The following is a 12,760-nucleotide window of genomic DNA, read 5'->3' as shown; positions in this document are numbered from 1 at the left end:
GTAGTCGGACTCCACATGGGAGATCTCATCAAACGCCCGAACCTCGTGCTCATTCGTTAGTTTTTCGACACACTGAGTTAAGCAGTGGGCTGTGTAGACAATCGTAAAGCAGATACGCCGATCTGATGGCCCGCAAAGGCGCATAGTTGCCAGGGCATCAAGGCCAGCATTGCCTGCACAGTGCCATCCCGCAGATACATCAATCTGTGCAGCTTTGTTGGTGCTACTTCTACATGAACCGTCGCCAGAGGCACTCCCGCCCTGAACCATGCCGAATTAGACAACAAACGCCCAAGTGTGCGAACCCGACTACCTCGACCCGCTTCAATATTTAGTGGTTTAGTCAAGCGCCCTAAGGCGTTTGAGAAGCGAAGAAGTATCCCATCGACCGCCCCCAAGTTTTTGGACATCTTTGTAGAATTGATCAACCAGTGCGGTTACTGGCAGACTTGCGCCGGTTTCGTTGGCTGTATCAAGGCAGATACCCAGATCCTTGCGCATCCAGTCAACTGCAAACCCGTAGTCGAAATGATCTTCGAGCATTGTTTCGTGTCTGTTGTCCATCTGCCAACTACCGGCCGCGCCTTGGCTGATAACTTCTACAACAGAACGTCCATCAAGGCCCGCTTTCTCGGCGAAGTGCAGCGCTTCGCTCAATCCCTGAACCAATCCTGCGATTGCGATTTGGTTGCTCATTTTTGTTAATTGCCCAGCACCGCTCTCGCCGATACGTCGACAGATTTTTGAGTAAACTTGCATGATAGGTTCGGCAGCCTCGTATACGGGCTGATCGCCTCCACACATAATCGAAAGAACGCCGTTTTCTGCCCCGGCCTGACCGCCGGAGATTGGCGCATCCAAAAAACCCAGGCTTTGTTCTTTCGCCGCAGCGTAAAGTTCGCGCGTGACCTTGGCAGAGACAGTTGTGTGGTCGACTAACGTTGCGCTCTGTGACATGCCACCGAATGCGCCGTCTGGCCCAATGCAAACGTTCCGAAGATCATCGTCATTCCCGACGCATGTCATTACGAACTCTGCACCTTCGGCAGCTTCGCGGGGTGTAGCGCGCGTAGAGCCACCATGTTCCGCCACCCACGCATCGGCTTTGGCGATTGTTCGATTGTAAACCGTAACGTCGTGCCCCGCTGCCTTTAGGTGTCCGGCCATTGGGTAACCCATTACGCCTAATCCGAGGAAAGCTAGTTTTGCCATTAAAGTGTCCTCTTCTACAAAAGGTCTCGGGGTGTTTTGCCAGCAAAGAATGCGTCCAAATTATCCAAGGCGCGAAAGCCCATTGCGTCGCGGGTTTTCGTCGTTGCGCTTCCGATATGCGGCAACATGAAGATGTTCTCGTACCCGGCGAACTTTGGGTTACCCCCCGGTTCCGTCTTGAAACAATCTAAGCCCGCAGCGGAAAGCTTTCCGTTTTCGATCGCGTCCAACAGCGCGTCTTCATCTACAAGGGCACCGCGGGCGGAATTCACGAGAATTGCTCCGGTCGGTAGCTCGGACAAACGTTTGGCGTTCATCAGGTCAAGAGTTTCGGGGGTGGCAGGGCAATGAAGTGACAGGAAGTCGGCGGCTGGAAGCAAAGTGTCGATACTTTCGTGGTAAATTGCTCCGTTTTCCTGATCGGCCGACAGGCGGGTGCGATTGAAATAGTGAATTTCCATTTCAAACCCGCGGGCTTTTTTTGCAAATGCCCGACCCACGCGCCCCATCCCGATGATGCCGAGGCGCGCACCTGTGACTTGCTTGCCAACCATGAAAGACGGGCTCCAACTGTCCCAGGTGCCCGACCGCATCAGGCGATCGCCTCGAACCGCGTGTCGCGCCGCTCCGAGCAAGAGCAGCATTGCCAATTCTGCCGTTGCATCAGAAAGAACATCGGGAGTGTTTGTCACCGCAATTCCCTTTGCCGCCAAAGCCGAAAGATCGCAGTGATCAACGCCAACGGAATGGTTAGCAACAATCTTCAAGCGCGGGTCTAGTTGCGACACAACCTCGCTCGAGAAGTGTTCCGAATGGCAGGGCATCATCGCGTCGACCTTTGAACTCATTGCGATGATTTCTTCCGCGGTGCCCGGTGTATCGGCTTCGTTGAGGATTACGTCATAGTCCCGGCGCGCGCGATTGACGGTAGCATCGGATAATCGACGTGGTAGCCAGAGGACTGGTTTATCGCTCATTGGATCAGTCCTTTTTGATTGCGTCTTCCCACAAATTATATAGCGCAAGCGCTATTACGAAGACTGCAATACAAAGGAATGGCAGACCGCCCCAGAACCCGGCAAATCCTGTCGAGATACTGTGCGCGAGACCAAGGACGAAAATCATCATCAGTCCTGTGCCGATTATGCCCATGAGAATGTTTGTCAGACGTGACATACGTTTACTCTCCGTTTTGTTCCTGTGCTCTTAAGCTGCGTTGAACCCAGGATGCCGTGCGTAAAAGTCGGTCATCCTCTTCGATAGCCCCAATTAGCTGGACGCCGATGGGCAGGTCGTTATGTCCGACCAGCAATGGCAGCGTGAGACATGGCAAACCCGCAAGTGTCCAGGTCAGACAGAAAACGGAATCGCCGGTGTTCCCCGCAGTCAGTGGAACAGCTTCGCCTGTTGCAGCCGGGGCCAAGATTGCGTCGAATTCATTGAAATACTCTGCAAAAAAGCCTTGAGCAGATGCCATGACGGACAAGGCATCTTCGTATTGGGCCTCGTTGATATCTGCGCCGCGGTTGATAGCGGATTGCATCTCGGCGCTGATTTCCGACCAATGTGTATTCGATATTTCCATCATATTCTGGCGAATTTCGTAATCATAGATCGTTTTGTGCACGTTGATCAGATCAGCCAGTTGAGGGGATACCGAAAAACGCTCGACCCGGCCGCCTAGGCTGTCAATCACTGCATTCAGGCCATCTCGGGCATCTGCATCGAGGCGGTCGTTGAACGGAAAATCCAGCCAGGCAATATTCGGCTCGACCGGAACTTCCGCCTGAGCGCCGGTCAGCATTTCCGCGCGCGGCCGAGCAAAGCTGGCAGGATCGCTTTGGTCATATCCGGCCACCACGTCTGACAGCAAAGCGATATCCTCAAGCGAGTTGGCAAACCCCCCAACGTGATCCAAAGAAACCGACGTCCTGAAAACCCCGCTGCGCGAGATCATACCACGGGTCGGCTTGAAGCCGTATACGCCGCAGAATGAGGCCGGACGGATGACCGACCCGCCGGTCTGTGTACCAATAGCCAAAGGCACGTGTCTGGCCGCAACGGCTGCGGCCGATCCGCTTGATGACCCCCCGGGTGTTCTATTCGGGTCGAAGGGGTTGGTGGTGTCAGTCGGGTGCATAAAGGCAAACTCGGTTGTCTTGGTCTTGCCCATGATGACAGCGCCAGACTCTCGAAGTAGTTCAACTAGCCTTGCATCTGTTTCAGGTTGTCGACCCGCAAAGATCGGTGTCCCTCGCTGGGTGGGCATATCCTTTGTGTCGACAATGTCCTTCAACGCTACGGGCACACCATGCAGTGGACCAGTCGCCCGGCCTGCCTTCCGGATGCGATCCATCTCGCGCGCCTGATCCAGCGCTAAGCCTGCGCTAAGGTAAGCCCAGGCGCGTATGACACTGTCGGTCTCTTCAATGCGCTTGAGGCAATCTTCAACTAGTGCTTCGGAAGAAAAACGTCCGTCCCGAATGCCCTCGGCAGATTGGATCGCCGAGAACAACGACAGATCATGCTTGGTCATGGCACCCAAACCCCAAACAGGTAGTCAGGCAACCAAAGCGCGATGCCCGGGAACTGGTACATCAGCACCATGCACAGGATCACGATGGCCAGATAGGGCATCAGACCTTTGAAAATCTCCATCAGTTGGATCTGGTTCTTGAGAACCCCTTTTAGGTAGTACGCTGACATGGCCATCGGCGGTGTCAGGAACGAGGTCTGCAAGTTCAGAGCAACCAGCATCGCGAAGAAATACGGGTTGACCCCAAACGTCTCCAGCATAGGCAGAAAGATCGGCACGAAGATGATGAGAATCTCGGACCATTCAAGCGGCCAGCCAAGCAGGAAGATTATCAACTGAGCAAGCACCAGGAACTGCCAGGGTTGCAGGTTCATGCCAACGACCCAATGCTCGATCACGTCATGCCCACCGAGATAGGAAAAGATCGAGGCAAAGGTCCAGGAACCTACGAACAACCAGCACACCATTGCGGTAGCCTTGGCTGTTAGGAAGACGCTTTGCTTGACCTTGTCCCACGTGAGCGACCGATAAAGCATTGCCAGCACTAGCCCGCCCAATGCGCCCATTGCAGCTGCTTCAGCCGGGGTCGCCAATCCTCCAAGGATGGAGCCAAGCACCAGCATGATCAAAACGGTCAGCGGTACGAATGATACCAGCAGATCCATATAGATCTGTCGTTTTGGCGGGATGTCGTCCTCTTGTGGTTTCGGTGCGAGCGATGGATTCAACCAGACACGAACCATCACGTAGACGATATACAACCCCGCCAGCAGCAGCCCGGGAAAAACTGCTGCAGCATACAAACGCAATGGCGAAAGCTCAGCAATCGCGGCATAGACGATCAACATAATCGAAGGCGGGATCAGAATGCCCAAAGTCCCGCCCGCACAGATAACGCCAGAAGCGAAGCTACGTTGATACCCGGCATTTGCCATCGCTGGATAGGCCAGCAGGCCCATCAGGGTAACAACCGCACCAACAATCCCCGACGCCGTCGAAAAAACAGCGCAGGTCAGAAGTGCGGCAATGGCTAGTGACCCGGGTAGGTTTCGGGCAGCCATGTACAGCGAGAAAAACAGACGATCAACGATGTTTGCTCGTTCAACCACGTATCCCATGAATAAGAATAGTGGGATGGCAACAAGCGTGTCGTTCTCCATCACCGAGTAGGTGTTTTGGTTGAGAAGATAGAAGATGTTGTTGTTGAAGATGTCCGCAATGCTCTCCGGCGCGGATTGGTAATAGGCGTAGTACCCAAATGCCACACCCATGGCGAGCAAAGTGAAAGCAATCGGAAAGCCAAGTAGCACCAGCACAATAAAGAGGCTGAGCATCAAGATGGCGACCTGAGGATCAGTCATCGTTGCGGCCTCCTTCTTTGGTGCCCAAGGGCCGGATTTTGTCGATAGTTCCTTCCATCAACATGTCCTCGGTCTCGCGCACGTCATCCAGTCGCTCAAGCCAGACACCATTTCGCATCGCCAACCAGCATCGCGCCATTTCCGCAAGTCCTTGCAACATCAGCAAGAAACCAGCAACTGGGATCAGAGTTTTGAAAAAGTAGATTTGGATTCGGGCAGGACTGTTCCAGCTCACCTCTTCATAGCGCCAACTGTCTTTCGCTATTTCCCATCCGTACCAGAACAACGCAAACATGCCCGGGAAGAAGAAGAGAATGTACAGAACGAAATCGACACGCGCCTGCCAGCGGACAGAGAACAGTCGGTAAAGAACGTCGCCCCTGACATGAGCATCTTGCGCAAGAGCGTATGCCCCGGCCATAAGAAACAAGGCGCCATACATTTGCACCATCATATCGAACGCCCAGACGGTCGGCTTGTTCAGCACATACCGGACGAACACTTCGTAGGACACCGAAAGTGTCAGAATTAGGATGCACCAACCGAAGGCTTTGCCGACCCATTGGCTTAGCCCTTCGATGGCGTGGATTGTCTTGATCAAGGTCAGTTCCTCGCCTGTTCTGCCCGGAGTTTAGGAAGCCGCACAACTGCGCGGCTTCCCGTTTTCAGAAATCGTCAGGCCTCAGCCGAAATAGTGCTTGTAAGCCAGTTTGTAGTCCGGCTGGTTCAGGTTGAGGTAGTTCATCACTGTTTTTGCGTAGGCCTTCTGGCTATCGACAACTTTGGCGAAGAATGGATCTTCATTTGAGATCCTATCGACTACAACGTCCCACGCCTCAAGCTGGGCCTGCATCACACTGTCAGGTGTGCGATACACGTTCACCCCTTGCTCTTCGGCCAGCGTTACCAAATCATCTGCGTAACGCTTTGTGTTGTTCCAATAGAAGTTGGAGTTTTCGGCCTCCGAAGCATATTTCAGGATTGCTTGAAGCTCGGGCGCCAGAGCGTTGAACTTGTCTTTGTTGAAGGTAACCTCGAAGAACTCCTGACTCTGGTGGAAGGATGCCAAGTGATAGTGCTTGGACACATCCTGCATGCCAAAGTCGCGGTCTGATGTCGGGTTGTTGAACTCGGCCGCGTCGATAAGGCCAGATTTCATCGCGGGCTGGATTTCCCCGCCAGGAAGCTGCACAACCGACATACCCATCTCGAGCAGAACATCTGCCGCAAGGCCAACGGTACGATACTTCAAGCCGTTCATTTGATCAGAGCTTGTGATCTCTTCTTTGAACCAGCCCAACGGTTGTGCCGGCATTGGCGAGTTAAAGAAGGACACGACGTTCAATCCGAGGATCCCCATCAACTCGTCAAACAGGTCCTGCCCGCCGCCGTAGTTTACCCAACCCAGGACTTCTTGGCTGGACCATCCAAAACACGGACCGGTCCCAAACAGCGACGCTGTCTTGGATTTGGAGTACCAATACGCTGGTACGTAGTGCGCTGCATCCAGTACGCCGCGATGAACCGCGTCCTGCATTTGGCTAGTTTTCACGACCGAGTTCACAGGCAGTAGCTCGATCGTCAGCTTGCCACCGGACATTTCGTTGACGCGATTTACGTAAGACTGTGCATTTTCAAGAAAGATGCCCCCGCCCCAGGCAGCTTGCATCTTGAGGTTTGTTCCTTCCTGCGCATGGACCGCCGGGGCCGCGAGCGCACCAGCGCCCACAACAGCAGAGCCACGCAGAAAGTTTCTGCGGTTCAAAGATTTTGTCATGTTTCCTCCCTTGACTGCGCCATCTCCGTTTTCTGCTTCGGTGCTGGCGCCAATCCGCTGTTCAGCGAATGGATACAACGATAAATCAGATTCCAAAATTTTCAAAATATTTTGGAATAACCTACTCTTTTCAGTATAAATTTCCACTAAACCACTGAAATACATTGATTAATATTTTTCATTTTTTTACTGTTACTGCCGGGCTAGAGTCTTAAGCTAAGAAACAGGGTATTGGTTTCACTGATTATGAACGAACACAAAACTGCCAATCGTCGAGGACGTCCGCGACGGAAGTCGAATGAAGAGAACATCGGCGCACCACCTGTTGGGGCACTTGATCGCGGTATTCGTGTCTTGATCTACATAGCCGACACACGCTCTGCTACGCTTGCTGAGATTTCAAAGGTTACACACATACCGCCTGCAACGGCGCACAGGCTTCTGACAACACTTCAGCGGCGTGGCATGGTTATTCATGATGTTGAGCAAGGCAAATGGCGTATAGGCCCACAAGCGTATCGCATTGGCAGCACCTTTGAAGAAGGGTCAAACTTGCTGGAAGTTGCACCGCCAGTGATGAGGGTGCTGTCCGAAGAAACTGGAGAGACTGCAAATCTAGCAATCGAGGAAGGTGGGCAATTGCTTTACCTTACCCAAGTCGAATCCGATAATCCGATAAGGGCCTCTTTCAAGAACGGGACAGCGGCTTTTTTTCACACATCCGGTGTGGGTAAAGCCATCATGGCCTTTATGGACAAGGCTGAGTTAGAGAGTCTTTTAACGCCGCTAACACTGGTAAGTCAGACACCAAATTCAATTACTGACATAAAGGAGTTACGGGAAGAGCTCCGTAAATCCAGGAATCGGGGCTGGACGTTGGACGACGAAGAACGCTTCCCAGGAATGCGTTGTATCGCAGCGCCTGTATTCGACTCTTTGGGAAAGGTTGTGGCTGGCGTTTCGATCTCGGGACCAATTACAAGATTTCCAGACAGTAAGCTCGAAACTCTGGCGGCATCGGTTGTCAAGGCAGCGACGGATATCTCAGAAAGACTGCAAAGCTAGTCTTTGGGTGGTTAACTTCCCGCTAATGAGCATCCCTTTTTTAGGTGTCTGCATTGAGCCCAATTTGTCCGACGCCAAACGGCGCACGAGTTTCCGGTACTGGGCATCTAATTGATGGTCAGGCGACAAGTCCCAGCTCATTGTCGGTGGCTGTCGCTACATACTTTTCCTTTGGGGGCATGGGTCTCGATTGCCAAGGCGGTTCGAAGGTGAAACTTGAAACGCTGCGAAAGTCAGGCAGGGCGCCGTTTCCGGCCCCGAGCGCTTAGTCGTAGTAGAGTTTGACGATTTCTTCTTCGGGCACCTGCGCAGTTGAGGGATGCTCCAATGCGAACGTTTCCGACTGGGCATTGCAAATTTGGAAACTCAAAAATTTAAGAACTCGAAAATCTCAGTTGCACAATATCACTTAGCCAGCGCTTCCGATATGCGTTCGACTAGTGCCTTCTGAACTACAGCAAACCTTGGAGTTTGCGAGATTTCTTCTAACGTTGCGACCCACAGCGGAACCTCGATCTTAGGATTCACGTCCTGTGACCGTTTAAGGCGGGTATCCACGTCGCCAAAAAATGACGGCAGAAAGGTTTTACCAGCTCCCGACGCAGCCATCTGTTGTAGCACCAGAAAACTGTCCGCTCCGTTGGTCATTTCGTCGGCGCTCACATTCGCCTTCAGCCATTTGGCAGGAAGTGAACGGCTTAACGCCCCATCAAGCCTCATCCATTTGCGATTTGGGAAACCATCGTCAAAGACACCAAAGGACAGCGTTCCTGCACGCTCCCCGATTAGCCCTTCCCCGAGCTTTATCGAAGGGCGCACAGCAATGTCTGCTGTCAGTCGGGAAAGATCATGGTGGCTGTTCTGGCTTAGCAGAGTCAGGTTCAAACCTGGGTAAAGGCGTGAGATTTCGTTCAGTATTCTAGGGAGAACAATCTGACAAAGACTATCAGTCGATGTAATGCGCACGTGACCCGTTGGGGAACGATTTGCTCCGACAACCGCTCGCTCCACCGACAGCACAGCGTCTTCGACGCTTTCCATGGCCGAAAAGATCGCACTGGCTTCGGGGAGAATGGAGTATCCTGACGGGCTTTTTTGAAAAATCCGGCAGCCATTGCGCTCTTCGAATGCGGCCACTCTGCGCAAGACTGTGGCATGCGTGACGCCCATGGCCGTCGCCGCCGCGTTCAACGAACCGTATTTGCTTACGGCTAGCGCGTATCGAATATCATCCCAGTTTTCGTTGTTCATAAATTAACATGTGACGACCAATAACAAACAATTACAAGAAAATTCGTTCAAGCTAACATTCGGAGCATTGAACAGGGAGACACATCATGATGAAGCAGTTCTCAATCTTCGCAGCGGGTCTTTTGTCATTGACCGCAATTGGCACAGCCATCGCCCACGAAAGTGAAAACCCGGCTGTGAAAGCTCGAACCTCAATCATGCAGCTCTATGCCTTCAATCTTGGTACGCTTGGCGGCATGGCCAAAGGCGAGGTGGATTATGACGCCGAGGCCGCAACACGGGCTGCAAACAACCTTGTTGTACTAACGCAGATCGACCAATCCGCAATGTGGCCAAAGGGATCTGACAATGTTTCCGATCCGTCCTCCCGAGCGCTACCTGCGATCTGGGAAAACTTCCCTGACGTTGGTGCGAAAGGGCAGGCCATGGCAGACGCCGCTGTTGCGATGCAGGCTGCGGCTGGCCAAGATGTTGATGCCCTGAAAGCGGCTATGGGCGATCTGGGTGGAAGCTGTTCGGCATGTCACAAAGCGTACAGAGCACCGAAAGACTAAATGGTAGAAAGCTGTGAAGCGGTTTTTCCTTTTCACTGCTTTCGTTGCACTTTTGGTTGGGTTGGCCGGTTTGGTGCTGACCCGACCACAAAGAATGGATCGATCTCAACTTGACGGTTTGAACCCAGATCTCGCCAGAGGTGAAATCGTTTTCCACGCCGCAGGATGCGCATCCTGTCATTCAGCGCCGGACGCGGTTGGTGAAGAAAAGCTTAGGCTCTCCGGTGGTCGCCGGTTTGAGACGGAGTTTGGCACGTTCATCGCCCCCAACATTTCCAGTCACCCACAAGTCGGTATTGGGTCCTGGTCAGCCATGGATCTGGCCAACGCCTTGATCCATGGGACCGGAGCCGAAGGGCAGCACTATTTTCCAGCGTTTCCCTACACATCTTACGCCAACATGTCAGCGGATGACATCGTTTCGCTTCACGCATTCCTCAGCACTCTGCCACCAGCCACAACTGCAAGCGTTCCGCATGAGGTTCACTTTCCCTTCAACATTCGACGCGGACTGGGGGGATGGAAGCTTTTGTTCATGTCGCCAGGCTGGGTAGTCGAAGGTGATCTGACCAACCAACAAAGGCAAGGCCGGTATCTGGTGGAGGCGTTGGGTCACTGCGCCGAATGCCACACGCCGCGAAATGGCTTAGGTGGTCTGAAACGAGACCTTTGGCTGACAGGTGCACCAAATCCAAACGGGAAAGGTCGAATCCCAGGCCTCACCTCAGACCAGCTTGATTGGTCCGAGGCTGACATCGCCGAGTACCTGAAATCCGGTTTCACGCCGGATTATGACAGCGCAGGTGGTGAGATGGTGGACGTCATCGAAAACACATCGCGTCTCACGGATGAGGATCGTCTGGCGATTGCTGCCTATCTCAAAGCTGTTCCTGTTTCGTCAACGGGGTTTCCATCCGAGTAACAGTCGTTTGGTGCCATGCTGCGGGGACCAGATGCTGTTGCCGATCGCCAGTTGGAAGCTGTGAGGCCTATTCCCTTTTCACCAAACACCTGTTTTACGTTTTTAACATCGGAGCTCACCAATCCCCCGAGTTTCTGTTCATGATTGACTGAGGGTCGCGGCCAAATGACACAAAAAATCGCTCTTTGGTCCATTCCGATATCCATTGCGGTACTGGCCCTAAAACTGTTGGCTTGGTGGCTGACAGGCTCGGTGGCGCTATTGTCGGACGCGATGGAATCTACCGTAAATGTTGTTGCGGCACTGCTGGCGTATTTTGCGGTTCGGATTGCCAACATACCCCCTGACGAAAACCACCCCTTTGGTCACAAAAAAGCTGAGTATCTTTCCGCCGTCGCTGAGGGCGTACTGATTGTGCTGGCGGCGATCTTGATCATCAGAGAAGCTGTGATGGCGCTCCCAAACCCGCATCTTGAGGACGCGCCAGTTCTTGGAATCGCCGTCAATGTCATTGCAACGGGCGTCAATGGCGCATGGGCCTACCTATTGCTCAAAACCGGCAGGCACGAGGGTTCGCCTGCATTAGAGGCAAGCGCCCGGCACATTTTCACAGATGTCATGACCTCAGTTGGTGTCATCGCAGGTCTGATACTGGCGCTTGCCACCGGCTGGTTGATCCTCGACCCGATCCTGGCAATTCTTGTTGCGCTGAACATCTTGTGGGAGGGCTGGAAAGTTATTCGGTCGTCCGTCGATGGCCTGATGGATGTGACACTTTCGGACCATGACTTGCAGACTGTTTCCAACGCAATCGAAGCAAATCTCGGCGCCGCCTTAGAGTACCACGACCTCAAAGGGCGCAGATCCGCAAATGTCATCTTCGTGGAGTTTCACCTTGTTGTGGACGGCACCATGCCAGTCAGTGCAGCGCACGATATATGCAATGACATCGAGGAAGAATTGGATCGTTTGTATCCGGGTTCGGTCTTTGTCATTCACCTCGAACCTGATGACGAGTTGAAGGGTGACGGGGTTAGTTCCCACTGAACTGATCAAATGGCTCAGCGAAACTCTCTAGGATTGACTGATCAGACTAAGACGTTCGGCTTGAAATTCGTCAGACCTAAGCCCGATGTGGGAAAGCCGAACCAGAAGTAACCTGTCTTCAATGTCACGAAGCGTGATGATCAGAATTGGAGGCGAAAATGAAAATTCAAAGAAAGCTGGGTCAACTTCTTAGTACAGCGGCGTTGGCTTCGTTGATTGCGGCGACGCCTTATGTGCCAGCGTTTGATGCCGATGGTCGCCTACACTTTGAACCGTCATATGCCTTTGCCAAAAGCGGCAGGGGAAGCGACGGGGATGGTCGCGGCGACAGAGATGATGACCGAGACGACAACTCAGGGTCCGGTAGCAGCGGCCGAGACGATGACCGGGATGATGATCGTGATGACGATAGAGATGATGATCGCGACGACGACAGAGATGATGACCGTGATGACAATTCGGGGTCAGGAAAAAGTGGTCGCGACGACGATGATGATGATGACGATGATGACTCCAAACGTTCCAATGAAGGTAGCGGAAAGAAGGATCGGTCTCAAGCAGGGGGCAAACCGTCGGGTTCGGCGGGGATAACGAAGGTCGAAACAAGCGCTAACGGCATTGAAGTGCGTTACGCCGACGGAACCAAGGAAGAGATCGAAAACGGTCGGTATGAGAGAAAGAATGCTCAGAACCGAACTGTTGAGGAGCGCCCCGCGACTGGCGCTGACGTCTCTAGGCTTCGGTCTTTGGCGAATGGTATCTCAATCGACAGCGTGCGTTCCTCTGGGCAAGGCGGCACTGCCGGAAGTCGGCCCACGAAAGTGGAAATCCAAGGCAACAACATCGAAGTTAACTATGCCAATGGTTGGAAGGAAGAGATCGAGTTCGGGCGCTACGAGTTGAAAGACCCGTACAACCGGACTGTTGTTGAGAGAAACGCAACGGCATCTGATCGCCGGAGGCTACAGGCGGTTGCTAACTGAACAGCAACTCCAGTCGAAGATTCGTTGGCGGCTTCTCTTGGTGAGGGCCGCC

13 protein-coding genes are annotated in these 12,760 nt (G+C 53.2%); 5 read left to right on the top strand and 8 right to left on the bottom strand.

Features of this window, described 5'->3' with window-relative positions:
• Nucleotides 1-339: 339 nt before the first annotated feature.
• The 7 genes from GS646_RS20635 to GS646_RS20605 form a co-directional block, all read right to left on the bottom strand.
• Nucleotides 340-1,212: an NAD(P)-dependent oxidoreductase gene (locus GS646_RS20635; RefSeq protein ID WP_171185270.1), complete on the bottom strand. Its 873-nt coding sequence runs from the start codon at nt 1,210-1,212 to the stop codon at nt 340-342.
• A gap of 14 nt (nt 1,213-1,226) precedes the next feature.
• Nucleotides 1,227-2,189, bottom strand: a complete 963-nt coding sequence (locus GS646_RS20630) for a D-glycerate dehydrogenase (protein WP_171185272.1) — start codon at nt 2,187-2,189, stop codon at nt 1,227-1,229.
• 4 nt (nt 2,190-2,193) lie between these two features.
• Nucleotides 2,194-2,388 carry a hypothetical protein gene (locus tag GS646_RS20625; RefSeq protein ID WP_171185274.1) on the bottom strand — a complete coding sequence of 65 codons (195 nt, stop codon included), beginning with the start codon at nt 2,386-2,388 and terminating at the stop codon, nt 2,194-2,196.
• Between the two features lie 4 nt (nt 2,389-2,392).
• Nucleotides 2,393-3,748 carry an amidase gene (locus tag GS646_RS20620; protein ID WP_171185276.1) on the bottom strand — a complete coding sequence of 452 codons (1,356 nt, stop codon included), beginning with the start codon at nt 3,746-3,748 and terminating at the stop codon, nt 2,393-2,395.
• A complete protein-coding gene (locus GS646_RS20615; RefSeq protein ID WP_171185278.1) occupies nt 3,745-5,109 on the bottom strand; it encodes a TRAP transporter large permease subunit in 1,365 nt (454 codons plus the stop codon). Before GS646_RS20615 ends, GS646_RS20620 begins: the two co-directional genes overlap by 4 nt.
• Complete coding sequence (locus GS646_RS20610) at nt 5,102-5,710, bottom strand: TRAP transporter small permease subunit (protein ID WP_171185280.1); 609 nt, start codon at nt 5,708-5,710, stop codon at nt 5,102-5,104. Before GS646_RS20610 ends, GS646_RS20615 begins: the two co-directional genes overlap by 8 nt.
• 81 nt (nt 5,711-5,791) lie before the next feature.
• Nucleotides 5,792-6,886 (bottom strand): TRAP transporter substrate-binding protein, encoded by a 1,095-nt coding sequence (locus tag GS646_RS20605; protein WP_171185282.1) that lies wholly within the window; start codon nt 6,884-6,886, stop codon nt 5,792-5,794.
• A 231-nt stretch (nt 6,887-7,117) separates the two neighbouring features.
• On the opposite strand from GS646_RS20605, the gene GS646_RS20600 reads away from it, so the two are divergent.
• The gene (locus GS646_RS20600; protein ID WP_171185284.1) at nt 7,118-7,951 is read left to right on the top strand and encodes an IclR family transcriptional regulator; all 834 of its coding nucleotides are present in this window, start codon (nt 7,118-7,120) and stop codon (nt 7,949-7,951) included.
• A gap of 405 nt (nt 7,952-8,356) precedes the next feature.
• Here the strand turns inward: GS646_RS20600 and GS646_RS20595 are convergent, their stop codons facing one another.
• Nucleotides 8,357-9,202, bottom strand: coding sequence for a LysR family transcriptional regulator (locus tag GS646_RS20595; protein ID WP_171185286.1), 846 nt, complete (start codon nt 9,200-9,202; stop codon nt 8,357-8,359).
• An 86-nt stretch (nt 9,203-9,288) separates the two neighbouring features.
• On the opposite strand from GS646_RS20595, the gene GS646_RS20590 reads away from it, so the two are divergent.
• The 4 genes from GS646_RS20590 (at nt 9,289) to GS646_RS22850 (ending at nt 12,708) form a co-directional block, all read left to right on the top strand.
• Nucleotides 9,289-9,756, top strand: coding sequence for a cytochrome c (locus tag GS646_RS20590; RefSeq protein ID WP_171185288.1), 468 nt, complete (start codon nt 9,289-9,291; stop codon nt 9,754-9,756).
• 94 nt (nt 9,757-9,850) lie between these two features.
• Nucleotides 9,851-10,678 (top strand): cytochrome c, encoded by an 828-nt coding sequence (locus GS646_RS20585; protein ID WP_171185290.1) that lies wholly within the window; start codon nt 9,851-9,853, stop codon nt 10,676-10,678.
• 165 nt (nt 10,679-10,843) lie between these two features.
• Entirely contained in the window at nt 10,844-11,725 is an 882-nt protein-coding gene (locus tag GS646_RS20580; protein WP_171185292.1) for a cation diffusion facilitator family transporter, read from the top strand.
• Nucleotides 11,726-11,871: 146 nt separating this feature from the next.
• Nucleotides 11,872-12,708: a hypothetical protein gene (locus tag GS646_RS22850; protein ID WP_216600409.1), complete on the top strand. Its 837-nt coding sequence runs from the start codon at nt 11,872-11,874 to the stop codon at nt 12,706-12,708.
• Nucleotides 12,709-12,760 lie beyond the last annotated feature (52 nt).

It is taken from the genome of Ruegeria sp. HKCCD4315 (assembly GCF_013112245.1).
Lineage (GTDB): Bacteria > Pseudomonadota > Alphaproteobacteria > Rhodobacterales > Rhodobacteraceae > Ruegeria.
This window is presented reverse-complemented; position numbering and strand designations above follow the sequence as displayed.